Annotated in this window: 20 protein-coding genes; 11 read left to right on the top strand and 9 right to left on the bottom strand. The window is 46.1% G+C overall.

The annotated features are described in order from the left end of the window. Positions 1-5 precede the first annotated feature (5 nt). The 6 genes from HNP76_RS13390 to hisG all read right to left on the bottom strand — a co-directional run bounded on the left by HNP76_RS13390 (position 6) and on the right by hisG (position 9692). Positions 6-3383 (bottom strand): hypothetical protein, encoded by a 3378-nt coding sequence (locus HNP76_RS13390; RefSeq protein WP_184661395.1) that lies wholly within the window; start codon positions 3381-3383, stop codon positions 6-8. 12 nt (positions 3384-3395) lie between these two features. Continuing rightward, complete coding sequence (locus HNP76_RS13395) at positions 3396-3803, bottom strand: hypothetical protein (RefSeq protein ID WP_184661397.1); 408 nt, start codon at positions 3801-3803, stop codon at positions 3396-3398. Between the two features lie 10 nt (positions 3804-3813). Further along, positions 3814-5505: an OmpA family protein gene (locus tag HNP76_RS13400; protein WP_184661398.1), complete on the bottom strand. Its 1692-nt coding sequence runs from the start codon at positions 5503-5505 to the stop codon at positions 3814-3816. Between the two features lie 264 nt (positions 5506-5769). Continuing rightward, the gene (locus tag HNP76_RS13405; RefSeq protein WP_184661400.1) at positions 5770-7977 is read right to left on the bottom strand and encodes a methyl-accepting chemotaxis protein; all 2208 of its coding nucleotides are present in this window, start codon (positions 7975-7977) and stop codon (positions 5770-5772) included. A 140-nt stretch (positions 7978-8117) separates the two neighbouring features. Further along, entirely contained in the window at positions 8118-8735 is a 618-nt protein-coding gene (locus HNP76_RS13410; RefSeq protein ID WP_184661580.1) for an imidazoleglycerol-phosphate dehydratase, read from the bottom strand. A gap of 84 nt (positions 8736-8819) precedes the next feature. Beyond that, positions 8820-9692, bottom strand: coding sequence for an ATP phosphoribosyltransferase (gene hisG, locus HNP76_RS13415; protein WP_184661402.1), 873 nt, complete (start codon positions 9690-9692; stop codon positions 8820-8822). 368 nt (positions 9693-10060) lie between these two features. Between hisG and HNP76_RS13420 the strand changes: the two genes are divergently transcribed. The 4 genes from HNP76_RS13420 (at position 10061) to HNP76_RS13435 (ending at position 14930) form a co-directional block, all read left to right on the top strand. Further along, positions 10061-11149: an MFS transporter gene (locus tag HNP76_RS13420; RefSeq protein WP_184661404.1), complete on the top strand. Its 1089-nt coding sequence runs from the start codon at positions 10061-10063 to the stop codon at positions 11147-11149. A 69-nt stretch (positions 11150-11218) separates the two neighbouring features. Then, the gene (locus tag HNP76_RS13425; protein ID WP_184661406.1) at positions 11219-12349 is read left to right on the top strand and encodes a D-alanine--D-alanine ligase family protein; all 1131 of its coding nucleotides are present in this window, start codon (positions 11219-11221) and stop codon (positions 12347-12349) included. A gap of 21 nt (positions 12350-12370) precedes the next feature. Next, on the top strand, positions 12371-13945 hold the full coding sequence (murD, locus tag HNP76_RS13430; protein ID WP_184661408.1) for a UDP-N-acetylmuramoyl-L-alanine--D-glutamate ligase: 1575 nt from the start codon (positions 12371-12373) through the stop codon (positions 13943-13945). Positions 13946-13985: 40 nt separating this feature from the next. Continuing rightward, a complete protein-coding gene (locus HNP76_RS13435) occupies positions 13986-14930 on the top strand; it encodes a M15 family metallopeptidase (RefSeq protein WP_184661410.1) in 945 nt (314 codons plus the stop codon). Here HNP76_RS13435 and HNP76_RS13440 read toward each other — a convergent pair. The 3 genes from HNP76_RS13440 to folD are packed head-to-tail and all read right to left on the bottom strand — an operon-like array spanning position 14905 to position 17415. Then, positions 14905-15657, bottom strand: coding sequence for a formylglycine-generating enzyme family protein (locus HNP76_RS13440; RefSeq protein ID WP_184661417.1), 753 nt, complete (start codon positions 15655-15657; stop codon positions 14905-14907). The genes HNP76_RS13435 and HNP76_RS13440 overlap by 26 nt on opposite strands. Positions 15658-15676: 19 nt before the next feature. Further along, on the bottom strand, positions 15677-16534 hold the full coding sequence (folE2, locus tag HNP76_RS13445) for a GTP cyclohydrolase FolE2 (protein ID WP_184661419.1): 858 nt from the start codon (positions 16532-16534) through the stop codon (positions 15677-15679). A 2-nt stretch (positions 16535-16536) separates the two neighbouring features. After that, positions 16537-17415 (bottom strand): bifunctional methylenetetrahydrofolate dehydrogenase/methenyltetrahydrofolate cyclohydrolase FolD, encoded by an 879-nt coding sequence (folD, locus tag HNP76_RS13450; RefSeq protein WP_184661421.1) that lies wholly within the window; start codon positions 17413-17415, stop codon positions 16537-16539. Between the two features lie 99 nt (positions 17416-17514). Between folD and HNP76_RS13455 the strand changes: the two genes are divergently transcribed. The 7 genes from HNP76_RS13455 (at position 17515) to HNP76_RS13485 (ending at position 26512) form a co-directional block, all read left to right on the top strand. Next, positions 17515-18156 carry a TP0733 family outer membrane beta-barrel protein gene (locus HNP76_RS13455; RefSeq protein WP_184661423.1) on the top strand — a complete coding sequence of 214 codons (642 nt, stop codon included), beginning with the start codon at positions 17515-17517 and terminating at the stop codon, positions 18154-18156. A 17-nt stretch (positions 18157-18173) separates the two neighbouring features. Next, complete coding sequence (locus tag HNP76_RS13460; protein ID WP_184661425.1) at positions 18174-19331, top strand: hypothetical protein; 1158 nt, start codon at positions 18174-18176, stop codon at positions 19329-19331. A gap of 102 nt (positions 19332-19433) precedes the next feature. Continuing rightward, positions 19434-21899 carry an AAA family ATPase gene (locus tag HNP76_RS13465; RefSeq protein WP_184661427.1) on the top strand — a complete coding sequence of 822 codons (2466 nt, stop codon included), beginning with the start codon at positions 19434-19436 and terminating at the stop codon, positions 21897-21899. 17 nt (positions 21900-21916) lie between these two features. Continuing rightward, positions 21917-22549, top strand: a complete 633-nt coding sequence (locus HNP76_RS13470) for an adenylate kinase (protein ID WP_184661429.1) — start codon at positions 21917-21919, stop codon at positions 22547-22549. A gap of 238 nt (positions 22550-22787) precedes the next feature. Beyond that, positions 22788-24893 carry a methyl-accepting chemotaxis protein gene (locus HNP76_RS13475; protein WP_184661431.1) on the top strand — a complete coding sequence of 702 codons (2106 nt, stop codon included), beginning with the start codon at positions 22788-22790 and terminating at the stop codon, positions 24891-24893. 146 nt (positions 24894-25039) lie between these two features. Further along, positions 25040-25579 carry a glutathione peroxidase gene (locus tag HNP76_RS13480; RefSeq protein ID WP_184661433.1) on the top strand — a complete coding sequence of 180 codons (540 nt, stop codon included), beginning with the start codon at positions 25040-25042 and terminating at the stop codon, positions 25577-25579. Between the two features lie 9 nt (positions 25580-25588). Continuing rightward, entirely contained in the window at positions 25589-26512 is a 924-nt protein-coding gene (locus HNP76_RS13485; RefSeq protein ID WP_184661435.1) for an NAD(P)/FAD-dependent oxidoreductase, read from the top strand. Positions 26513-26520: the final 8 nt, after the last annotated feature.

Raw genomic sequence — 26520 nt, forward strand, 5'->3', positions numbered from 1 at the left:
TCTCCTTATTCCTTAGTTACAGTGATGCTTGTGTTGTAATCAATACCGTTCTTCTTGCCCACGACAGTGATTGTGTAGCTACCCGTTTTCATGTCGTTCTTAGACAATTTAAGAGTGCCACCCGAAGCCGTAGCCCATGTGGTAGAAGAAGTGAGTGATTTTCCGTCAATCTTCCATTCGTAAGATGAATATCCGTCTGCCGCCGTGAGAACTATATTTGAGTCAGGCTCAGCCTCTTTAACTTCAATATCACCGCCCAAACTGACTTTTACTGTAATCACAGGTTTCTGACCGATGTTATCACTATAAGCGACTTCAACAGCGTCAGAAGGTGCGATATATCCAGGCTGGCCGGAAGTTCCCTGCTCTTTAGAACGTACAAGAAGTTTGTTCGGAGATTCAGGAGCATCGAATTCTTCATTTGTAAGCGTTTTCCATGTAGTTCCGCCGTCTGTTGAATATTCAAATTTGCCTGTCTGTGCTTCGGTTGGCTCGAATTTGAGGCAGCCGCCGCTGATGTTGCCTTTATCCGTGCTCAGTACAGGAATTTCGCTTTCCTGCGGCTCTTTTGCCTTAACAGGAACGTAAACGCTTGCTTCATAAGGCTCAAATCCTTCTTTGCTGATTGTTATAGCCACATTTGAAGATTCCGTGATTGCCTTATCTTCTTTGAATGTGACCGTGAATCCGCTTTCTGAATCAGGTGAGCTTCCGTCTGCATATTTGAGCAAGACTTTTGATGCAAGAGGTTTGTCGCCAGAAAGAGCGCCGCCGTCATATTCAGTCGTGAGATCATCCAAAGTGAAGGTTCCTTTCTGCTCCTTTACAGAAATTGTTACAGGATTTGACGGAGCAAGATAACCTTCCCCGCCTTCTGTGCCCTGGGCTGCCGCACGCACGAGAATTGAGTCGCCGTCAACTGTAATTGCCTCATCTGTAAGTGGCTTCCAAGTTTCGCCGCCATCTGTTGAATATTCGTACTTGCCTGTCTGTTCATCCGTGACTTTGAACTGAACTTTTCCCTCCTGGACTTTTGACTTGTCCTCTGCAAACGAAGGAATTTCGGCCTCTGTCGGAGTTTTTACTTTTACAGCAACAATCTTTTCTGTGCGAGGAGAATCTTTTACTGTTAAATCTTGCGACTTTGGATTTGTATAAGTGACTTTAACATAAAGGATTTTGCCGACTTCGTTTTCGCCCGGAGTGAAGTCTTTTCCGGTAGCTCCTTCGATTGGGCTTCCTTCGCTAGTAGCGTCATCTGCCGCATACCACTGATATTCAATCAGAGAGCTATCCGTGAGGTCACTTTCATCTTCGCCAATGACTTTTACAGAAAGAACTTCATCTTCTTTTGAAGCACCATTCAGCGTAATGCCGTCTTCTTTGATTTCAACGACCTTTTCTCCTTTATTTTCAGATGAGAAAGAAATTTCTTTTGCATCACTTGGAGCAATATAGCCGTCTTTGCCCTCTTCGCCCACAGCTTTTGTCCTTACGAGGATTTTATCAGTTTCGTTTGCCGGAGGAGCGAAAGAATTTGTGCTCAAATCAGTCCATGTTTTGCCGCCGTCAGTTGAATATTCAGCACCATCAGGAATCGGCTCTGCAAATGCAATGTCTCCATGATGAAGATTTTCAATATCCGTGCTGAGTTTTGGTTCTGGGCTCAAAGCACCAGCTTTAACCGTGACATAGAGCGTTATCAGTTCTGGCTCATAGCCTTGTGCCTCAATCTTGACCGTGAGGGTCTTTGAAGAATCCAAAGTATCTGAAGAAATTTCTTTGCCCTCAGAGTTCACGAATGTGACTTTTTCTGGAGTGATTTCGTTTCCGCTCTGATCTTTGAGAGTGCCTGAGCTTAATTTTGCGCTCTCGACAGTTAAAGAATCAGACCCCTTTGTGAAAATCAATTTTCCGTCTTTTGGACTTGCTTTTCCGTCCGCAACTGAGAACTCTTTTCCATCATAGCTTATCGTGAAATCCTTGCTGGCAAGGCTTCCCTTTTCAACCTTCTCGGAAGTTCCATCTTTTGTTTTGGTCTTGCCCTTGTCATCCTGACTTGCAACGGCCTTTAAGACTTTGCCGACATCTTCTGGAGTGACTTTGTAAGTGTTTTGAGTTGCGCCCTCAATTGCTTCGTTATCTCTGTACCATTGCCATTTAACAGAATCAGAAATATCAACATTCTTTGAGGAAATTGCCTTTGCCGTGATTGTAGTGCCAGTTTTTGCCTGACCAGACAGCGTGACTTCATTTAGTTTTTCTGCAGCAACGCTTCCGCCCTTTGTGCTTACATCAAGGGTTGAATCTTCGACCTGTTTTGCAGTTTCTGCGGTGTCAGTAAGTTCACCTACTTTGATAGTGTAATTACCCGGTGGAAGGACTGTATCATAAATTCCGTCACCATCTTCATCATTCAACTCGTAGACTACAGTTTTTTCAGTTTCGTCTTCTTTTACGGTAGTCTCGGCGAAAACCTTCTTGTCCTTTTGGGCAGTGACGCTTGCAGGGAAAAGGTTTGGCTCAACTTCAACAGATGCATTTCCAGATGTATCTTTTACAGGATTGCCGTTTTCATCTTTTTGGTAAGTTCCATCTTCATTTTTAACAAATATTTCCGGTTCACTCAGCTTGTCTTTTGCAACATAAACCGCCTCCGTGTAATATCCGACAGCGATATCATTTTTATCATAAAGGACAAAGCGTGCATAAACGAGGCTGCCACTCGGAACTTCATTATCTTCAAAAACCAGAGAATAAAATCCATCATCGCCCTTTGTTATTTCTGAACCTTCAAAAGTCACTAATTCTTTTCCATCAACAAGCTCACCACCTGTTGCGCTTGTGTAAAGTCCGCAGGTTACTTTTGCAACGCCACTTGCAGCATATTTGAGAGGAATCCGCACACTTCCGAAACCGATAGTGCTTGCTCTGAGAGGCATGGTGACTGTAGCGGTAGCAGAGTTTGCAAGGTCAATTTCTTCACTTTCGCCTTCAAAGACAGATTCCTCCTCGGGCTCGCCACTTTCGTTTATCGCATAGGCAAGAATATAGAAAATCCATTTTGAACGGGTCATTGCAAATTTCTGGCTGCTCAAATCATCTACATTAAGATTTTGTGCCAGAGATTTTTCTGCCCCTGATTTTGAATTTTTTGCCTTAATCTCATAAAGATACTGAGTAAAATCAATGCTTGGCAAAGCCGTTCTTGAATTTGCAGCGAATTTTGAGGTGATTCTGAAAGAAACACTTGCTTCTGATGAAGAAATGTTTTCATCTCCAGAATCGCCTTGAACTATATCCGAACATGAAGCAAAAAGCAGAGCCAACACAAAAATCAATATGCTGAATCCCGCTGATAAAAATCTGATTCGATTTTTCATAAAAGCTCCTCCTTACTCACTCTCTGATGAATCTGCTGGTTCTATTGTTATTTTGCAATCAGAACTGTAAGAAACGCCATTAACCGTTCCCACCACAAGCAAAGTATAATTTTTTCCAACCAAAAGTTTTTCCGTGTCAAGAACACAGCTTGCGCCGTTTTTGCTTTTGAACACATCTGAATCTTCCTTTCCGTCCATCGACCATGAATATACAACGCCTTCATCACCCAGGCCTGTTGCAGTGGCTGTGGAACTTTCTGAGTCATAGCCGAGAAGCAGAGTCTTGAATTCAACCTCGACCTCAACATCAACATCGATGGTAGGCTCCGGAGCAGAAGGAGCTATCAAATCTTCAATATGACTGCTGCATGCCGCAAAAATCAGGGCCGCAGCCATTGTGTATGGTAAAAATCTTTTCATATTCAGCTCCTTACTTCCTGATTATGAATTCGATGCGGCGGTTCTTCCACCAGTTCGCACGATCTTTGCGTGATGCAATCGGATTTGCACCGCCTTTTCCTGTAGCCGAAAGTGACTCCTGATTTATTCCACGAGCTGCAAGTTCTTTTACGATAAAGTCTGCACGCTCCTGGCTCAAAGGAATAAGTTCTTCCGTATCTTCTTTTGCAGTTCCGCTGATGTTGTTTGCATAGCCTTCAACCACGACATTTGAGCCCGGATGTGCTGTAATCTGCTCCGCAACTTCGTCAAGAGTCTCGGCATTGGCCTTAAGCTGCTCAGAATTCAAGCCATCGAATGAAGCGCCGCCACCAGCAAAGTAAATTGTATTGACGACGATTTTCCATTCATGCTCTGGAACAATTACCTGCAAAAGCAAGCCTGTGTGAACTTCAGTGCTTGTCTCAGCATTTTTTGCACCGCTTCGAGTTCGGTCATGTCGAGATGGAATTACGGTGAGTTTTGACTTGTAAACGTTTCGTGAATAAACGGCTTCGCCCCTGTCGCTCAAACCGTCCCATTCAATTGATTCCGGCAGGGCGCCCTTTCCTTTGAACGTTCGGAATGGATTTCCCTGCGGATCATCAATTGCGAGAATCCAGCTTTCAGGAGCTTCTTCTACATAATTAATACTTGGCTGGAAGGTAACGCTGTCATGCTGACCGTCTCCGTCCGGCGTAAAGTTTGTGCCGCCAATAACAGCAAGAACGGCTTCTGGTGCAGGCCATGCGGCAATTTCTGCCTTGCGGGCTTCTTCGGCGGCAACACGTGCAGCTTCTTCCTCAGCCCTTTTGCGCTCTTCTTCTGCAATTCGGGCAGCCTCTTCTTCGGCAGCCTTTCGGGCTTCTTCGGCCTTTCGCAATTCTTCTTCGGCAGCACGGCGAGATTCTTCATCTGCGGCCTCTGCGATTGCCTTGCGTCGGGCTTCTTCTTCTTCACGCAAACGCTTTGCCTCGGCTTCCTGACGTTCGATTTCAAGCCTTTTCTGCTCAGCGAGTGCAGCATCTTTCTTTTCTTTGCTTTCTTTAAGCTTTTTCGTTATGAAATTCTGGATGTGATAAACAAAACCAAGCCTTACGCCAATCTGAGTTACCATGTGAGAGCTTGCTTCCGGAGTTATCGTAAAAAGAGGACTTGCTTCGATTTCAAGATCCGGGACAGCCTTTGGGATAAAGCGGAATGCCGGTGCAAGACCAATCACAGAACCAAGATAAGTTCCGCTGGCTTTTGCTCCGTTCTGAGCTTCCGTGCTGAAAAGCGATGCTCCCAGGCTGAGTTCCGGCTGAAAGGCAAACCAGGCTCCCTTTACAGAAAATGGAACCCTGAGCCAGAGACCGCCAGAAAAACGCATTTCCGTTTCACTTTTAAGCGTGCTGCCTGATTTTGGGGAAACGACAAGGAAATCAGCCCTCGCCGAAATGCCCAAATCAAGATTATTCGGTAATACAAGTGGGAGTGTATATTCCGCATCTACTTCACCACCAAAATTGCATGTGGCATAATCTGAATATTCACCCAATGCCCATTGATTGATGAAACTGGCACCCAAAGCAAAACCTTCGTAGCGGGGAACGTCATCCGTAAAGAATTCAATCGACTTCTCAGCCGCAAGCGGTATGCTTAAAGAAAAAAGTGCCACCAGGGTAAGAAAAATTTTTTTCATAGGAAACTCCTAATTTTTGCAGTGAAATGATTAAAATCAGAAAGATTCAATAAAGCCACCACAATGTATAAAAAGACCTCAATGAATTGCGAAAATACACAACATTGCGGTTAGATGCGAGAAGAATAAATTAAGGAAGATTTTGAATAATTAGCTTTGTGCATAAACTAAGTTTAACACAATTTTAGGATAAATCAAGCCAAATTTAAGAAGAATTTAATAGTTAGTTAATTATATTTTAATAAAGGAAGCACAGCCCCGGCCTTACACCTTGAATTTGCTCACAGCCTCACCAAGAGACTCGATGCTGTGCGTATTTTTGTGAGTCATGTCGTTGACTTCGTTTATCGAGCGGTTGATTGACTCGATTCCGATTGACATTTCATCCATGCTTGCCGTGATTTCTTCTGTGAGGCGCATGAGATTGTCCATTTTGACGTTCGCATCACGGGTCGCATCTTCCATTGCATCGCTGGAACCCTTTACGCTCGCCGTTACATCCTGAATCTGCTTGATTGCCTCAAGAATCTGCTCGCCACCTTCGGACTGCTCGTGCATTGCGTTCATAATCGTGAGTTCCTGCCGTGCGACAGTCTGAGTCAAATCATAAATCTCGTTGAACTGATTCTGCAGCTGCTCAGAAGAATCTGTGACTTCTTTGACGCTTGCAAGGACAACTTTGAGGTTGCTCGTGATGTTTTTGCCCTGCTTGTTTGAATCTTCTGCAAGCTTACGGATTTCATCGGCAACGACAGAGAAGCCTCTGCCACTCTCGCCCGCATGAGCCGCCTCAATTGCCGCATTCATAGCAAGCATGTTTGTCTGGCTCGCGATTGCCTGAATGATTTTACTTGCTTCAAGAAGGGTGCCCGACTGTTCCTGAATCTTTTTGATTGACTCGACCGAATTGGCTATGCTGACTTTTCCAGATTCAGAAGAATTTTCGAGAGACTTGATTGTGACGCCGTTCTTTTCGAGAATTCCAGTGACAGAACGGATATTTGCGACCATTTCTTCGATTGCCGAAGAAGATTCGACAACGCTTGAACTCTGGCTTTGGATATTTGAAACCAAATCGTTCACGCTGCTGTTGATTGAGCCGAGCGCGTCCTTTGCCTCGTGAACATTCCGCCCCTGCTGCTGAACCTGCTTGTTAACTGAATCGATGTTGGCCGTGATTTCGTTTGCACTTGCCGCCGTGTCATTCATGCTGTCACCAAGAGTTGCGCCTTGTTCAGTAAGGTGCGTCGCCGCATCTTTGACCTGCGCAATGGAATTCTGAATCTTTTCAATAGTGAGATTGAAGAATTTGTACATTTTTCCAAGCTCGTTGTCGGTCTTAACCTCCATGCGGACAGTCAAATCACCGTCTCCCTGCGCGATATTCTGCATTGCAGAGACACCTTTGTTCATTTCTTTGACAACGCCCTGAATAATCAGGAAGAGAACAAAAAGAATTACAAGAGCGGTGAGGACAAAGGCAACAGTCGAAATGAAGAAAACAGCCTTTGCTGCCGCCGTGATTTCTGATTCTTTCGCATTAAGACCAAGGAACCAGACTTCTTTTGCATCTTCAACTTTAAATGGCTGATAATATTTGTAGACACTCTCGCCTTTTTCTTTGACAGTCATGCCAAAAGGCTGGAGAGAAGATTTGCTAGACTGAAAAAGCGGGCCAGTCGAAGAATCAGTATAAGCCGCAAGATTCTGACCTTCGTTCTCCGAGTCATAATCAACCGCAAGAAGCCCGGAATCGGAAATTAGCGAGAGATAGCCGGAATCATAGACTTTGACCTGCTTAAGAAGAGAAGAAAGAGTGTCGAGCGACATATCAAGGCCGATTACACCGATTGGCCTGCCGTCTTTGCCGTGAATCGGGAACGCGACGCCACAAACCCAGATAGTTTTGCCACCAATTTCATAAGGATTCGGGTCAATAAGAATACCTGTGGGACTTTTAAGCGGATTTACATACCAAAAGCCATTTTCGTAATCAGTGAGCGGTGTACATTCAATCGTAGAGCCAACTTTAGTCCAATAAGGAATAAAACGGCCTGTGGAATCGTGATTTTCAGTGTTCGCATACTGAGAATCAAGGCCGTCCAATGCGTTCGGCTCGTAAACTACCCAGGTATCAACAAAATTTTCGTTGGCGATTAGAGCCTGTTTTAAAATAGCGTTCACAAAATCACGCCGCTGGGCAGGAGGAACATTTTCTACCTGCTCAACGACAGTTTTGAGCGCGCTGCAAGTGGCATATTCATGTGCAATAATCGCCTTTGTTGTTTCGGAATAGTAAGAAGCCATTTCATGCAGATAACTGTCGGAAATATTGCGGAAACGACTGGAAACATTGCGCAAAATGAATACAGAGCAAAGTGCAAGGAGCACAAGCAGGAAAAGGCCGATTGTAAGAACAAGCTGCGTACGGATACTTTTGAAGCCACAACTGGCTTTGGTCTTTTGTGTCATAGAAACTCCTGTAAAAACTCTGCGCCAGAAGACTTGCAAAAACATGCCCGCCCTGCCAGGTTTTGCTAAGGTGATTATATGACTATTTTAACCTAGTTTTAATAAAAAGCCAAATTTATTTAAAGGTATTTTTAATTTTTTTACACAATAACGCCTTTTGTGCTTGGAACTTCACCGTTTCGCCGAGGATCAATTTCGACCGCACTTCGGATTGCACGGGCAGCAGCCTTAAAAAGACCTTCCATTTTGTGATGGTCGCTTCTGCCGCGGAGAGTGTCCAGATGAAGGTTGCATTTTGCCGCCTGAACAAAGCCGTTCCAGAAATCGTCAAAGCAATCGGTCTGGAAGGTCCCCTGCTTTCCGTCCTGAACGCTCACCAGCGGGATATTTGAAAGATCTGCATTGCAGACAAGGAAAGGACGTCCGCCAAAATCAACGGCAGCGCGAAGGAGAGATTCATCCATGGGATAAAGGAAGGAGCCGCTTCGGAAAATACCGGCACAGTCACCGAGAGCTTTAGCAAAACACTGACCCAAAACGATGCCGGTGTCTTCAATTGTGTGGTGCTGGTCAACGTTCAAATCGCCCTTGATGGAGCCGGAAAGGTCAAAAAGTCCGTGCTTACAGAAAGACTTGAGCAGGTGGTCAAAAAAGCCGATCGGATTCTCCACGCTACACTTTCCAGTGCCATCAAGATTAAGAGTAAGCGAAATCTGAGTCTCGCCAGTAATTCGTTCGATTGTAGCTGTTCTCACAATAAACTCCTTTGGGGGGCGTTGCGGGGAACTCCCCGCAGAAGGGGTAGCGACCAACGAAGTGGGCGCGCAGGGGAAGGCTTTCCCCTATCTTACAACTTTTCGCAATGCATATTCCAAAATGTCCGTTGCGCCCAGAGACTGCAATTTTGGAAGCAGGGTTGGGACTTCGCTCTTTTTGACTGCGATTTTTACTGCATAGCCGTCATCGCCGAAAAGAGGGCTGACTGTCGGGCTTTTCATTGACGGAAGTGCCTTGATAAGACCGTCGAACTTGTCCTTTGCAACGTTCATTTCGAGCATTACACGGCCGCGTGCGTTCAAAACAGACTCGAAGAGCATTTTGAGCTCCATGATTTTCTGTTTTTTTGCAGGGTCTTTGAGGGCTTCTTTTGAAGCGTACATGCGTGTTGAAGAAGTCATGAGGGTGTCGACGATTTTGAGGTTGTTTGCACGCAGGCTTGAACCTGTCGATGTGTTGTCAATCAAAACCTGTGCGAGTGAGTCTTCGTTGTCCTGAACGAAACCTTCGCTTGTGCCCCATGTGCGGAAGATTTTTCCGTCAATCTTCTTTTCTTCGACCCATTTTTTGCTGAGGGTCTGATATTCTGTGGCGATTGTGACCGGCTTTTTGATGAGGGCGTCGAAATCAACTGTGTTAGGGATTGCGGCTACGATGCGAACCGGGTCAAAGCCCAAGTCCATAATTTCCTCGACTTCGTCCTGAACGCCGTTTTCGTAAACCCAGTCTTTGCCAGAGAAGCCGACATCAGCTTTGTTTGAAGCCAGAAGTGCGCTTGCAATCTGTGGTTTTACGACCTGGAAAGCCAAATCGTCCTGATTTGTCGAAGGGAAATAAGTGCGCTCAGCGAGTTTGAGGGAAATACCGACATCGCTCAAAAGTTCGTAAACTGATTCGTAAATTCTGCCTTTTGCCAATAATACTCTGAGTTTATCCATAATAAATTCCTTTCTTATATAATATTTTTAAAATTATACAAAATTTTCGGAAAGAATACAATTTCTATTTAGAGAAACTAAAAAAGGGAAAACGCAACCCAAAGGTTTCTTTTTCCCTTTCAATCTCTTTTTTTTCCTTGACAATTCAGACTTTATTTCTTAAAATAAATTTATTATGTGGAAAACACCAGTTTTATTGCTCGAAAAATGCTATTTCTCAACCCTTCGATAGGGGTAGTGGGCCTTTTTCAGAAAACTGTGGTTTTAGAAGTCCTTTTTTCTAAAATCCAATTACATTAACATCCTCACTCTCCCCTTTTTCACGTTTTATTTTTCAAATTTCATTCTTACGAAAAAGGTGGCATATTATGTTAAACATAAAAAAACAAATCGGTCGTTTATACTCGTCTGCAATTTTAGGACAGCTTTCACTTTCGGGAGCCTGGGTCGCGATTCTTGCTTCCCGCGGATTTTCCCTCGCTCAGATTGGCTTTGCGGAAACTATCTTCCATATAGTAAGCCTTATGTTTGAGATTCCGTCGGGAGTTCTGGCGGATGTTTTCGGGCGCAAAAAGACTCTGGTCATTTCCTGCATCATGCGCATGGCCGGAGATATCGTCATGATATTCTCCAACAATTTTGCCATGGTCTGCATTTCGATTGGACTTCACGCCCTCTGCTACAATTTTGCTTCCGGTTCCGGCGACGCCCTTGCCTACGATTCCCTAAAATCTGTGGGGCAGGAAAAAGGCTTTGAAAAATATGCTTCGAATCAGCTCATCATTTACCGCACCTGTGAAGGTCTTTCGACTTTGACAGCCGGTTTTGCCCTGGTTCTCGGCTACAAAATCGCGTATTCAACAGGCGTTTTTGCTTCCTTAATTCAGCTTTTTCTGCTTGCAGGTCTTGTTGAAGTAAGGCTTGAAGAAGCCCCAAAGGAATTCCACATCTGGAAGGAATTGAGCTCTTGCTTTAAGCAGAGTCTGCTTTTCCTAAAGGAAGCCCGAAAGGCTCTTGCGATGATGTTCATCAATTCCTTTGTCGGGGCCATGGACATTCTGCTTCTCTTCTTTTTGCAGGCCAAGCTCCCAATGGCGGGAATTCCAAAATGGGCTTTGGGTCTTGCCCTTCTCTTGCTCCAGGCAGGCGGCGTAATCGGTGCGAAAATCATTCTTTACGCAAAGAATCTCCGTTACCGTACGGTTTTCACCCTTTCCACGCTGATAATTCTTTCGGGAATTGCCCTCGAACACTCAGGCCTCTATGTGCTCATGACTCTGGGAGGATTTCTGGCTGCCCTTGCAGACGACGCCCTTCAGGTCCGCACGAATGCCCGGCTTCAGGACATGTTCCCTTCCGAGCAGAGGGCGACTTTGATTTCAGTTGAGTCCTTCACATTCTCCTGCATCATGATTGTGCTTTCGCCTCTGGCGGGACTCTTCTTCGAGCGCTGGTAATAATGCTATCTATCACAATTTCCATCAAACTGTTATAATTGTAATGATTTTAAAAATTTGGTGGGAATTATGATAGTTACAGTAATTTATGGCGGAAAATCCGGCGAACACGAAATCTCTTTGATTTCAGCAGCAGCAGTTTCACGCAACATCGATAAAAAAAATACAGTCCAGCTGATTGCAATCACAAAGGACGGAAGATGGTTCCTGCAGCCTCAGAGCGAATTCGAGCGAATCAAGGCTGATCCAAAAGCATCTTTCAAAATCATTGAGGACGATTCTCAGGAAGTCAGCGTCATTCCAGGCGGCGGAAGCAAGAGAACTTTCCGGGTCGGCGATAAAGTCATTGCAAGCGACGTAATTTTCCCGGTATTGCACGGACCTTTCGGTGAAGACGGCACTATCCAGGGTCTCTTTGAAATGGTCGACGTTCCATACGTTGGCTGTACAACTTTGGGAAGCGCAATCACTATGGACAAGGAAAAGACTAAGGTTGCACTTGAGCAGGCAGGAATTCCTGTCGTTCCTGGCATTTGTGTCCGCCGCTCTGATTTGGCTACAGCAAACGGCTACGACAAAATCCTTGAAAAAGCAGAAAAAGAGCTGGGCTTCCCTCTCTTTGTAAAGCCGTGTGCCGCAGGAAGTTCAGACGGAGCAACTCTGGCAAAAGACCTTCAGCACTTGAACGGCGCAATCATGGAAGCCTTCCTCTGGGACGACAAGATTCTGATTGAAAAGGCCGTAAATGCCCGCGAAATCGAGTGCTCGGTAACAGGAAACCCGACTGTTGATGACGGCTCTGTTGCGGCAGAAAAGCTCACAGCCTACGGACCTGGCGAAATTGCCCCGAAACACGACTTCTACGACTACGATGCAAAATACAACGACCCGGACGGAGCAGATTTATTGATTCCTGCCAAATTACCGGAAGAAAGGCTTGAGGAAGTACGCAGTCTGGCTAAAAAAGCCTTTGCAGCCCTCGACCTTGCTGGTTTAAGCCGGGTTGACTTTTTCATCGACAAGGACACGGACAAGCTTTACCTCAACGAAATCAACACGATGCCTGGCTTCACACAAATCAGCATGTTCCCGAAAATGTGCGGAGCTTTCGGTCTTGATTTCACCAGCCTCACAAATCTTTTGATTGACGAGGCAATTGCCCGCTTCAAGAAGACAAGAAATTTGCAGACTTCACGATAAATCTAAAGGAAGGAGAATTTTATGTCAGACGCACACGAACCGCTTCCACCTGTACCACACACTTACCCGCAGGGATGTTTTTTCAAATCAATCGACGACATCGAGGGAAAACATGTCACCGTCATGGGACTGGGCTTGAATGGCGGCGGTGAGGCTTCCGTGCGCTTTCTTTTGAACCACGGAGCTTATGTAATCGCAACTGACATGAAATCTGAGTCTGACTTACAGACGACCGTAGATTCAATCAACAACGACGCTTCGCTTGATAAAAGCCGGCTCACTTACCGGCTGGGCGAGCACCGCATCGAAGACTTTGAAAACGCCGACTGCGTAATCAAAAATCCGGGCGTAAAATACGACGGAAACAAATACTTGGCCGCAGCTAAGGCAATCGAATCTGACATTTCCCTCTTTTTAGCATTCAGCAAGGCTCCGATTATCGCCGTCACAGGAAGCAAAGGCAAATCTTCAACCGTAAGCGCGATTTACTACGGACTCAAGGCTTCGGGCTTCAGCGCATTTTTGGGCGGCAACATCACAGTTTCTCCGCTCACCTTCCTCGACCAGACTGACGAGACAACTCCGGTTGTTCTGGAGCTTTCAAGCTGGCAGCTGGCAGACTTGCGGGGCCGAAAACTTCTCAAGCCAAAAGTTTCAATCATCACAAAAATCATTCCTGACCACCAGAATTTCTACCACTCGATGCTGGCTTATGTAAACGACAAAAAATTGATTTACGCAGACCAGACAAAGAAAGACTTCGCGATTTTTGATTTCGACCCTGACCCGGCCGCAGACGGCGGAACTTTAATCGACAACTGGGGCGAAGTTTTTGCAAAGGAATGCAAGGCAACAATCCTCCGCTATAGCAAAAAGCAGCTCCCGGAAGGCGTTTTAGGAGTATGGCAGGACAAAAAAGGCAACGGAATCGCCCGCCTTTCAACAAAAATCCTCGACACACTTCCACAGGATTACGAAAAAACGACTGAAACAGTCCTCAAGGACTTAATCGTTCCCGGAAAGCACATGAGGGCAAACGTCTTGAACGCAGCCCTTGTCCTAAGAATCATGGGCGTTTCCCCTGAACGGATTATCGAAGTTCTGGGCCGCTGGAACGGAATCGAGCACCGCCTTGAATTCTTCCACGAGTGCAAAATCAACAAGACGACTTACCGCTTCTACAACGACTCAGCCGCAACAGTCCCGGAAGCCGCAGCCGAAGCGACACAGGCATTCGGAAAGCCGGTAATTTTCCTCACAGGCGGCACAGATAAAGGACTTGATTTAAGCCCGGTAGCCAACGGAATCTGTGACAACGGAAAGAACATAGCACCGCACGCAGTTTATTTGCTGGCAGGAAGCGCAACCGACAAAATGATTCCAGACTTTAATGCAAAAAAAATCGCATACAAGGGGCCATTCGCGTCCCTGGACGAAATGCTTGCCCAGCTCAAAAGCGACCTTGAAGCAAGCGAAAACGCAGAAAAAGTTCAGGTCGTCGTTTTCTCGCCTGGAGCCACCAGCTTCGGCATGTTCAAAAACGAGTTCGACCGCGGAAATCAGTTCAAGGCAAAGGTAAAGAAAATTTTCGCCTGACGCCATATAACTCAAATTCTGTGTTATAATCTTAAAATAAATGAAAAAGTTTCTCTCGCTGATTCTGATATTCCTAGCATCAAAATGTTTTTCTCAGTTATCGTCTGCAAGCTCCCTGCCCCAGCAGGCTTTTTCCAGCCATTCATTCTGTCCGGCTGAAATAAAGGCCTTCATGCGCTGCTACCCCGACATCGACTACACCACCACTTTCGACCTTGAACAGAACGACTGGAAAATCGACATGACGGCGGACCTCTTCTTTGAGCGCACCAAAAAGCCAAAAGGCAAAAAATCAGCAAGTCTTTACTGGGCTGGCGGCAGGCTTTTGCCAAAGGAAGAACTGGCAAACAAGGAAAATTACTGGGTTCTTCAATACAAATACGAAAACAAACTCCGTGACCCGAAAAGCTATACAAAGGAAGAAATCGAGCAGATAAAGCAGTTTGGTTCGGCAGAGAACCGCAGAAACGCGCCGGGCACTCCAATGTTCTTTTTTGACTGGCTTTATTCGGCTCAATCCCGGGTGATAATCGAAGACCACATCATCAAAACGACTTTTCTCGGAAGACCGACCCGGATTCACGAACGCGTTTATGACAAGCTCAAAATCGTCGAAAAGAAAATCCTCGAAAAAAAGAATGAGCCGGAAGTCAAAGCCTTTCTCAGCAATCTAAAGTCCGCGGACGCCTATCACTGGCGGGAAATCGTTCAGACCTCACGCAAATCTTTTCACGCCTACGGAATCGCAATCGACATCCTGCCAAAAAGACTGAACCGCAAGGCAATTTACTGGAGCTGGGAAAAGGACAAGCTGGGCGAAGACCGCTGGATGCTGGTTCCGCTCGAAAAACGCTGGATGCCGCCCAAGGAAGTCATAAAAATCTTTGAAAATGAAGGATTTATCTGGGGCGGTTACTGGGCAATTTACGATAACATGCACTTTGAGTACCACCCGGAACTTACCGGTCAGTCCGGCCAATCCTGAATCCGAATGTGTAGTAAGAATAGCAGGGCTGATAGCGCGAGCCGTAGTGGTGTCCACTGAATCCTATCTCGCAAAGCTCCCTGGCACTCGCAGAAGAGCCACCCTTGTGAATTCTGTAGTAATTTGAGTCTTTTTTTAAGCGGTCCCAGCACCATTCCCAGACATTTCCGCTCATATCGTAAAGTCCGTAGCCGTTTGCAGTTTTTGTGCCAGCTTCGTGAGACTTGTATTCGCTGTTGCCCTTGAACCAGGCAACCTGGTCGATATTGCCGCTGCCTGAATATTTGTAAGCCTGACCGCCTTTTGCCGCGAATTCCCATTCTTCCACGGTCAGAAGCCTGAATCCGTCGGCATTTAAATCCTGAACAACATCAGCTGAAATCGAGCTTCCCCCGTGCGGAGAATAATCCCAGTCGTCCGGATTTGAAGAGTCGCCCACGCTGTAGACCGGCGTTTTTCCAAGAAGCAGACTGAGCCGGTTGCAGAATACGATACAGTCGTACCAGTTGACGGTGTTTACAGGGAAGTTTCCTTCCGCATAGCTGCTGGGATTTTCGCCCATGACGATTTCGTAAACTTCGCAGGTGACTTCAGTTTTGCCGACGAAATAATTCCGCCCGGGGATTTTAATCATTTCAAAAACCGCGGAAACTTCTTCCTCTTCAACGCTTGCTGTAACCGTAAAGGATTCGGTCTGTGAAAAAAGCGGGAAAGAGAGAAAAAACAAAAATATAATGGAAAAAAGTTTATTCCTCATATTCAGCACAGGCATATGCGTTGTGATAATGAATGCTTTCCTCTGTCTCAGCTTCGACATTGAACCATTTGAAGCCCATTTGCTTTAAGCCCAGGTAGACTTCGCGCACCACGTCTTCAACAAAACGCGGATTGTCGTAAGCGTGCTCGGTAACGAACTTTTCGTCCTGGCGCTTCAAAACCGAATAAAGCGGTGTTGAGGCACAGCTTTCAATCATCGAAATCACGTCCTCAATCCAGAAGAAGTTAGTGTAAAGCACTTTGACTTTAACAAATCCCCGCTGATTGTGGGCTCCGTACTCAGAGATTGCCTTTGAGCAAGGGCAAAGAGTTGCGATTGGAACCTTGATTGAAATAAAGAAGCGGGCAACCGGGGGCGTTACGGGGGTGTCCCCCGTAGAAGGGGTAGCGGAAAACGCGCTAGCGTTTGGAGCGAGGGGAAGGCTTTCCCCCTTGAGATTGCTAATTGTAACTTCCCCTTCGTATGAACATGTGTATTCCATAAAGCCGGAGTTGCCTGAAACCGGGGCCTTTTTTTCGATAAAGTACGGGAAGCTGATTCTGCCGAAAGCCCGCTCCGCCTGAAGCTTTGTGCGGATTTCCTCAAGCATCTCAAGAAAATTGTTCATCGAAATGTCGTTGTGGTACTTGTGGAAGACTTCGATGAAGCGGCTCATGTGGGTGCCCTTGAAATTGTGGGGCAGGTTCACGAAGAGGTTGATGCTTGCCGTCGTGCTTTGAGTCTTTCGGTTTTTGTCGAGCACTTGAACAGGATAGCGGACGTTTTTAACGCCGACTTTCTGCAAGGGTACTTCGCGTGTGTCTGGTGTGGACTGGATGTCTATCATTTTTATGCGTTTGCCTTATTCTCCGCAGCTTCCAATGTGTTATACATGAGCATTGCGATTGTCATCGGGCCGACTCCGCCTGGAACCGGTGTGATGTAGCTTGCCTTTTCCTTGAGCTCGTCGAAATCGCAGTCGCCGATTAAGCGGAAGCCGCTCTTTTTTGTGCTGTCAGGGATTCGGTTTACGCCTACGTCGATGATTACGGCTCCGTCTTTTACCATGTCAGCTGTGACTGTGTGAGGGTGGCCGCTTGCAGCAATCAGAATTTCTGCCTGGCGGGTGATTTCAGCCATGTTTTTTGTGCCTGTGTGGCAGATTGTTACGGTGCAGTTTGTTTCCTTGCGGGCGAGCAAAAGTGAAACCGGCTTTCCAACGATGTTGCTTCGGCCGATTACGACTGCGTGCTTGCCGCTTGTTTCGATTCCCATGCGCTCAAGAAGGACGATGATTCCGTGCGGTGTGCAAGGGAGGAAGGCTTTTTTGCCGATTACGAGGTTGCCCACGTTGACCGGGTGGAAGCCGTCTACGTCTTTTTCTGGCGAGATTGCCATGATTACTTTGTCTTCGTTGATGTGCTTTGGAAGAGGGAGCTGTACGAGGATTCCGTGAACAGAGTCGTCTTTGTTGAGTTTATCGATGAGGGAAAGAAGTTCTTCTTCGCTTGTGTTTTCCGGCAAAACTTCGCTTCGGTCTGCCATGCCTGCTTCTGCCAGTGCCTTGCGCTTTCCTGTGACATAGCTTACGCTGGCAGGATTTTCACCTACGAGAACGACTGCAAGACAAGGTGTGATTCCCTTTGCCTTTAGTGCCGCAACTTTTTCTGCAACGCCGGCCCTTACGTCCAGTGCAATCTGTTTTCCATCGATAATCTGTGCGCTCATTTTGTAACCTCTTCGCATTTGTTTTCTTTATTCTATAGAATTGAAAATATACAGTATTTTCAGTAGAATTACTATCTATTTTATAAAACACGAGGATTTATGAAACGCTTTCTTGCGCTTTTCTGTGCGCTTTTTATGATTTCAAGTTTCGCTTTTGCGGACGACGACGATGCTGACATTTACGATGACATTGATCAGGGCGAAGAAGAAGACGATGACATCACTTTAAGAACTTCAGGAAACATCAACGAAGCTGGCGATCAGTACATCAAAATCGGCCTCATGGTAACCTGTCCCCTCAACTTTGGCGGCAGCTTCCCATTATATAAGGAAGGAAAACTTGCTACTGGCGGCGCCGGCATGATCGGCTACCATCGCTTCATCACAAACTGGTGGGCAGCAGGAATCAACATCTACTTCGGCTATCACCCAACTCTGGGCGAAAACATCTTCACTTACATCCCATTCGTTGTAGACACCACTTTCCAGCCCACTTTCAAAAAATTCGAATTTCCAATCACTCTGGGAGTCGGTGCGGCCATGGAAAACTATCTCAGCCGAACATATTTCCCGGGCTTAGTCCTTCGTGGAGCAGCAGGTGTATTCTACAGGGCCACTCCAAGCTGGTCTTTCGGCGTTGAAGGTGATTGTATGTACATGCCTCAGTGGTACTCTAATCCGAAATACAATGACTACGGAGTCTTTGGCTCGATGTTATTTACAGCAAGGTATCACTTCTAATTTTGCAGGAACGAAAAATGAAAAAGACTTTTTTTAAAAATATGAAATTTCCGGCTTTTCTTTTGAGCCTCCTTCCCCTCTTCTTCTCTTGTCACGGAGTCATTTTTGACACAATCCGTGATGAAGTAAAGCTCGCCGATGCCAAAATCTCCGGCGACATTCAGAACATCATCCGCTACAAGGATGACATTTTCGTTTCAACAGGAAAAATCTCTTACCGCAACGTTTCACTCACAAAAGATTTAAGCGGCAAAACTCAGGAGGACTACACTGCAGCGGCTCCAACAGAAGTCTTTGTTGCTGCAGTAGACAAAAAAGTCGAGTTCGAAAGTTTTTCTTCACCAGTCGGCTACATTTATTCTCTGGCGGCCGATTCATCAAATCTCTATGCACTTTCAGTAATTATCGAAGAAGACGATGACGGATACAACGTTGCCACCAAACGAATCCTCTTCAGCTACAACAGCGAGTCAAAAGAATGGAAGGAAATCTGGTCAAAATCTTATGACGGCGACAAAAATGACAAAGCCCTTCTTTTCTGCACAAATTCTCCAAAAGAGGCCAACCGCCACGCATATTTCCGCTACCGCTCAAATGTTTATGAATTAACTGGCGAAAAACTTGGCGACACAGGCATGACTTTGGGCACAACGGACCATTCAACCGCTCCAACTTCATCAACAGAAAGCTGCACAGTTCTTGGTTCAACAGTTTATTTCAGCTCGGCATATGCGATGACTTCAAATGAAACCCCGGAAAAAGATTCCACCTACATTTACCGTTGCAACGGCGACACCGTATATTACTCAACAGACGGAAAATGGTCTGACTCTGCTAGCGTTGATTTAAGCAGCGACACAATCATTTCACTTGCATTCACAAAAAATTATCTTCTCGCAGGAACATCAAGCGGCATCGTTCATACGCCTTTAAAAGCCGACAGCAGCAATGTTTATGCCATTCCAAGTTCCGGCAACTCAGATTTTGACACAAACGCAGACTCAACACTTTCTTCATACTACGAAGTTCCGGCCCTGCTGGTAATTGATTCAAGCAGAAGCGAATATGACTCAACGATTTTCGCCACCTGTCTCACTTCAAGCACCAGCGCTTCCCTCAACAACGTAGGACTCTGGTCATATTTCGCAAGCGAAGGTGAATGGAATAGAGAATAATTCGAACAAAAAAATCACCGCATCGAGCACAACAACGATAGTGCTCGATGCGGTGATTTTTTTGTTTTTAAACTTTCCACTTTCTATGGTATAATTTCCTTTATGGCGGATTTATTTGATTCCTCAAAAGCAGAAAAACAACCTCTTGCTGCCCGGATGCGGCCCCGAAATTTGGACGAGTACATCGGCCAGGACCACATCGTGGGTAAGGGCCGTCTTTTGCGCCGTGCCATTGCCGCTGACCAGCTTTCTTCCGTCATTTTTTACGGACCGCCGGGCACAGGAAAGACAACTCTTGCCCGCGTTATCGCAAACCACACAAAATCCAATTTCATCACGCTCAATGCCGTCCTCACCGGCGTTGCAGACATCCGCGCTGCAATTAAGACCGCCGACGATTTTTTCAAGCTTTATAATAGAAGAACAATTCTCTTCGTCGACGAAGTTCACCGCTGGAACAAGGCCCAGCAGGACGCACTTTTGCCCTGGGTCGAAAACGGCACGATTATCCTGATTGGAGCCACCACAGAAAATCCCTTTTTTGAAGTAAACAAGGCTTTGGTCAGCCGCAGCCGCGTTTTCCAGCTCAAGGCCCTCACCAAAGAAGACTTGATGAAGGCCGCCCGCATGGCTCTTTCAGACGTTGAGCGCGGTTACGGTCACTGGAAGGTCGAGTTTGAAAAAGGCGCCCTTGAGCATCTTGTGGACACGGCAAACGGAGACGCACGAAGCCTTTTGAACGCCCTTGAGCTTGCCGTCGAAACCACGCCCGAAAAATGGAACCCTGAGGCAAGAATCCCTGAGCCCGCCTGGGGAAGCACGATTTACATCTCAAAGGAAACGGCGGAAGAGTCGATTCAGAAAAAGGTCGTGCTTTATGACCGCGACGGCGACTATCACTACGACATTATCTCAGCTTTCATAAAATCCCTGCGCGGCCGAGACCCGGATGCGGCAATGTACTGGCTTGCCCGCATGATCCGCGCCGGAGAAGACCCGCATTTTATCTTCCGCCGTATGCTGATTTCAGCCTGCGAGGACACGGGACTTGCTGACCCATACGCACTTGGAGTCGTAACCAGCTGTGCAGACGCTTTTGACCGGGTTGGCTTACCCGAAGGCCGCTACCACCTTGCACACGCAGCCCTTTATCTTGCAACAGCACCAAAATCGAACTCAAGCATGGCCTTTTTTGACGCCCTTTCTTCAGTCGAAAAGGAAGACGTTGAAGTTCCGAACCACCTGCGCGATTCAAGCCGGGATGCGGAAGGCTTCGGCCACGGAGACGGCTACCTCTACCCTCACGCCTACCGGGACCACTGGGTTGCACAGCAATATTTGCCGACCGAGCTTGTCGGCCGCGTTTTCTACACGCCAAGCACGCAGGGCTACGAGGCAAAAATCCGCGATGATGTACTGAGCCGAAGAGAAATGCAGATTTCTTCTATTTTAGAGAACATTTCTCCAGAAAAGCCGGAGACCGATGCCAGCTGCGGAATGCATCCTCTTCCCCACTTTGCAAATGATTTTTCAAATCCGATCGGTGAATGGTGGATTAACAGGAATTTCAGCCAGAACAACACGGTCAAATCAGAAAACCTCACTTTCACACCCAAGGACGAGCGCAAGGAAAGTGCCCTTGACCGTGCCGATAAATCATGGCGAAGCCGCTTGGACTCTAACCGGGCCGAAGTGCTCCTTTCAATCCGTGATGCAATGATAAACCTTGCCCGCTTAACCCGTCACACCCGCTCGCTGGTCTGGAACGCCGACGACGGACTTTTACTCTGGGATGTAAGCCGTAAAACACCGGAAGGAATCACATGCGGAATCTGCCGCAGCGAAAAAGGCAAGGAAATCATGGAGCAGTACGGCCGCACCCTCGACGACCTCGACAGGCCCATCCTTTCAGTTCGCCCTCAGACAAGCGAAAACTATCTTTCAAGCGAGGGCTTTAAGGAAGTGCTCAATTCCTTCGCTGAAAAGGAAATACTTTTTGACAGAATCTTCTTCCGCGACCCATTCACAAGCCAGGATTCAGCTGACGTTCTGGCATACGCTCTGAATGAAACAAAGTCTCTCGTTTCATCAGATTTTTCCGTCATTATTTCCCAGCGCATTCCTTCTCATGGACAGAGAATCTCAGACCTCGTCCGCAGTCAGGTTCTCACAGGAATCGGCTCAAAGGACTCAGACGGAGAAAACGGCTTCCCTAAAAAATTCGAATATATATTGAAGAAAATGGAGCTGGCCGAAAACGAATTCTTCTCGGACAAGGAAAATCCCCTTTTCAACTGGAACGCTGACTCAATTTCCGAAAGTTTCAGAAAATACGGATTTGAGGTAAAGTCCGCCTCAAAAGTAGTGACCGAAAAACGCCGTATCAGCGAGGCCGAAATCAACAAATGGTTTGACGCCAAAAATTCTGCCTACGGAACTGCCCTTTCAGCTGCTGTCGGCAACGAGGACCTGGAAAAAATCAAAAATCTTCTCGTCACCGCAAGCCAGAAAACTCTCTTCAACTGGAACACAGAGATAGAATTTATCACGGTTTCTGTGATAGAATAAAAATATAGGAGAAAAACATGAACTTTATTTTTTTAGGACCACCGGGAGCTGGAAAAGGCACACTCGCTAAGGAAGTTGCCGTTGCATACGCAATTCCACACATCTCAACAGGAGACATTTTCCGCGAGAACATCAAGAACGGAACAGAACTTGGCAAAAAGGCAAAGGCAATCATTGATGCCGGCGGTTTGGTAAGCGATGAAATCACAATCGGCCTGGTAAAAGACCGTCTTTCAAAAGATGATACTAAAAACGGCTACATCCTCGACGGATTCCCACGCACAATCCCACAGGCAGAAGCTCTTGCTACATTCGCAAAAATCGACGCAGCAGTAAACTTCGACATCGAAGACAATGCAGTTGTAGAGCGACTTGGCGGACGTATCTGCTGCAAAGACTGCGGCCAGATGTATCACGTCGTAAACAACAAGCCTAAGACAGAGGGCAAATGCGACAAATGTGGCGGCGAATTGTATACACGCGACGACGACAAGCCTGAGTCAATCAAGCACCGTCTTGAAGTATACCGCGAGTCAACAGCACCGCTTATCGACTTCTACAAGGGCAAGGGAAATCTCGTAGACATCGATGCAAAAGGCTCTCCAGACAAGGTTCTTGAGGAATTCAAGAAAAAATTCCCGAAAAATTAAATTTTTTTTATAAGAGCCAAAAAATCAAATGGCGGACCTTAAGCCTGCTGAAACTACCACATATAGTGTATATGGTCATTTTGGCAGGCTTACTAGCCATATATATAGAACTTATTAGCCAGCATTTCTCCTCTTTTCCCACATTTTTCAATCTTTCTATCAGATATTTTTCAGTTTACTTTTTTCTTATTTAGAGCAATAATAGTAGAGAAAGTATATAAAAATCAGGAGAATATTTATGGCTGGAAAAATTGAAAACAACAGACCTGTAGACCCAAATGCAAAAGACATTCAGATTAAAACCAAACTTATCGCCATGGTTGGAGCGGTAATCGTTTTTTCTTCTGTCGTGGCCGTAACCCTCAGCCTCACGGTTTTTGATAAAAAGCAAGTTCAGGCAACAGAGGTCCAGCTCCTTCATTCTGCCGACGGTGCAATGCACGTTATGCAGGACTGGGTTGACACCTTGAAGAACTGTGCTGCCATAACGGCAAACCGCAGCGATATCGCAAACGCATATGCCACCGAAAACACTGATTTTTTCAACGAGTTAGTAAACACATATACCGAGCTTCTTGACTATGATTTCATGGCCTTTGTTGATACAAACGGCATTGTTACCCTTGGCGGTAAAGATGGTTTCCAAAAAGGCATGAACCTTTCATCAAGTTATGCCGTCAGAAAGGCTCTTTCGGGCTCACCGGCATATTCTTTCGAAGAACTTCCAGGCTATCCTTACAGTGCAATTTATGCCTATCCTGTAAAGGTAGATGGTCAGGTTGTTTCAGCAACGGTTTTTGCTTACAGTCTGGCCACTACGGATTTTCTCAATCTCATGCAGGTTTCATACGATGTTGAATGTACAATTTTTTCCAATGACATACGTGTAAAATCAACTATTCCTGGAGTTGAGGGCACAGCTCTCGCCAACCCGGAAATCTCAGAGAAGGTTCTCGTAAAGGGCGAAAACTACAAGGGCCGCAACAAAATCAAGGGCAAGGATTATATCTCCGTCTACTCACCACTTAAAAATGATGACGGTAAAATCACCGGTATCCTCTTCATCGCAAAATCTCTTGAGGACGTCGAGGCAATCAAATTCATGACCATTAAGATTGTCGTTCCTATCGCACTGGCAATTGCCATCGGCCTCATGTTCCTCAGCTACCTCTTCATCCGCTGGCTCATGTGGCGAATCGCAAACGTTACAAGGCAGCTCAAGGAAATGGCAACCGGCGAGGCAGACCTTACCAAGCGAGTCACCCTCCGAGTCCTCGATGAAATCGGTGATCTGGTAATCAACTTCAACGCCTTCTGTGACAAGTTGCAGCAGATTATCGGCGAAACAAAGAAATCCAAGAACGAACTCAGCAATTCCGGCGAAAGCATGTCAGCAAGTACCCAGGAAACGGCAAGTTCTATCACACAGATTATCTCAAACATCGAAAGCATCTCTCATCAGATTAACACTCAGAGCGGTAGCGTTCAGCAGACAGCGGGTGCAGTTGATGAGATTTCTGCAAATATCGAATCTTTGAACCAGATGATTGAGCATCAGTCTTCGGGCGTAAGCCAGGCTAGTGCGGCTGTCGAGCAGATGATCGGAAATATTTCTTCTGTAAACAACTCAGTCGAAAAAATGGCTTCATCTTTCGAAGAGCTCCAGAGCAATGCAAACACTGGTTTCAAAATGCAGAACGATGTCAATGAACGAATTTTGCAGATTGAAACGCAGAGCGAAATGCTTCAGGATGCAAACACCGCAATTTCAAGCATTGCAGAACAGACAAACTTGCTTGCTATGAACGCGGCAATTGAGGCGGCTCACGCAGGTGAGGCAGGCAAAGGCTTCGCAGTCGTTGCAGACGAAATCCGTAAGCTTTCAGAAACTTCATCTGCACAGTCAAAAACTATCGGCGAGCAGCTCAACAAAATCAAAGCTCAGATTAACGAAGTCGTTGCGGCTTCAAACGAGTCAAGCCGCTCATTCGGAGTTGTATCACAAAAAATCCAGGAAACTGACCAGCTCGTCATGCAGATTAAGGCCGCTATGGAAGAGCAGAATCAGGGTTCTCAGCAGATTACCGGCGCGCTCAAAACTATGAACGACAGCACAGAAGAAGTCCGTGCGGCATCTGTCGAAATGTCAAACGGGAACAAGATGATTCTTCAGGAAGTTCAGCATCTTCAGGCTGCAACTCTCGAAATGAAGGGCAGCATGGATGAAATGTCATCTGGTGCACGAAAAATCAACGAAACAGGTGCGGCTCTGGCTGATATTTCAAGTCAAGTTCAGGAAGCAATCGGTAAGATTGGCACCCAGATTGATTTGTTCAAAGTCTAATAATCCTTATAAAACCACTTCCCGCCTTCACAAAAAAAGGCGGGATTTTTTTTTAATATTCGCTTGACAAATTATGTTGTATACAATATATTTTATACAGTTAGATTGAATACAACATAATTCTGACAAAGGATATGGAGGTTTATATGGCAATTTATGATTACACAGTTTTGGACAGAAAGGGAAACGAAGTTTCAATGGCAGATTTCAAAGGCAAGGTACTTTTGATCGTTAACACTGCGACAGGCTGTGGCTTCACACCACAGTACAAGGGCCTGGAGGAATTGTGGCAGAAATATCACGACAAGGGTCTTGAAATCCTCGACTTTCCATGCGACCAGTTCGGTCATCAGGCTCCGGAAGACGATGAAGGAATCCACGAGTTCTGCCAGATGAAATACAACACAAGTTTCGACAACTTCAAAAAAATCGAAGTCAACGGCGAAAATGAGATTCCGCTTTACACATACCTCAAAAGCCAGAAAGGTTTTGCTGGCTTCACAGGTGCAAAAGGTGCTTTCATGAGTCTTTTCATCGGAAAAGCAGATCCAAACTTCAAAGAGACTCCAAGCATCAAATGGAACTTCACAAAATTCCTGGTTGACCGCGAAGGAAATGTAATTGAAAGATTTGAATCAACGGTTGAGCCAAAAAAAATCGCTGAAAAAATCGAAAACTTGCTGTAGGATATAATTATGAACTTTGACATCATCATAATCGGAGCGGGGCCGGCCGGCATTTCGGCAGCCCTTTATGGAAAACGCGCAAATCTCAACGTAGCCGTAATTTATTCGGGAGAAAGCCAGCTAGAAAAGGCACACAAAATTGATAACTATTACGGCTTCCCGGAAGGCATCACTGGCCCGGATTTGTATGCAAACGGTATCACACAGGCTAAAAATCTCGGTATTGAGGTGATTCAGGCTGAAGTCACTCATATCGAAATGATTGCACCCCCACCAAAGGCCCAGTATTCCGTAAAAGCTGGCGGAATTGAATATTCTGCTCCGAGCGTAATTCTTGCCACAGGAAACAAAAAACTCCGCCCGCCAATCGAGGGAATCGTCGATTTTGAGGGTAAGGGCGTTTCATACTGTGCAATTTGCGACGGATTCTTCTACCGCAAAAAGACAGTGGCCGTAATCGGCAACGGTACATTCGCAGCTGAAGAAGCAAGTCACCTTGCCCACCTTGCCGACAGCGTAACAATCCTCACGGACGGCAAAGATGATGTTGAAGTTCGAAAAGAATTGGAAAAGACTCCGGAACTTGCAGCAAAAATCAAAATTGACAGCCGCAAGGTTTCGAAAATCATTCCGAATGCAGAAAATACAAAAGTCGGCGGCCTGATTTTTGCTGACGGCGAAAACCTTACAGCTGACGGCATTTTCGTAGCACTGGGTTCAGCCGGAGCCGCTGACTTTGCAAAAAAACTTGGCCTCATGCTCAATGGCGACTCAATTGCCACAAACGAAAAAATGGCGACAAACGCCCCTGGAATCTTCTCATGCGGAAACGCAAACGGCGGACTTCTCCAGGTATGCAAGGCCGTTTATGAGGGCGGAGTTGCAGGATTAAGTGCTGTAGACTATATCCGAAATCTGAAAAAAGGTGCATAATAAGACCA

Source organism: Treponema ruminis (assembly GCF_014201975.1).
GTDB lineage: Bacteria > Spirochaetota > Spirochaetia > Treponematales > Treponemataceae > Treponema_D > Treponema_D ruminis.